The organism is Pollutimonas rozaliensis, from assembly GCF_048751585.1.
Lineage (GTDB): Bacteria > Pseudomonadota > Gammaproteobacteria > Burkholderiales > Burkholderiaceae_B.
Window position 1 is genome coordinate 1 of sequence record NZ_JAZHOB010000077.1, and the last position, 278, is coordinate 278.

Here is a 278-nt window from a genome sequence, read left to right on the forward strand (position 1 = left end):
TATGGCCGCGCCACCGTCACCTTCTACGCCTTCAATACCAACGGCAATAAAGGTGTGGCGTGTGGCCTTGGAAACCTACAGCTGATCCGAGACGGCGAACCCTTAGGTGGCAGGGCTAGCGCGGCAGATGAATTCACAGCTTTCAGCGATGACGGCCCAGATGACTTCCTCGCCTAAACAAGCCCTCAATCCTTGATGAGTTTATGAGAGCCCCACAACAAACCACCCATGCGTGGTAGCTGTGTGGGGCTCTCACACTACGCCCCCCTTTTATTAGG

1 protein-coding gene is annotated in these 278 nt (G+C 55.4%); it reads left to right on the forward strand.

Translation table 11 applies throughout. The annotated features are described in order from the left end of the window. On the forward strand, positions 1–177 hold a 177-nt coding region (locus tag V0R37_RS22040), incomplete at its 5' end, for an ssDNA-binding protein (protein WP_420376547.1). Positions 178–278: the final 101 nt, after the last annotated feature.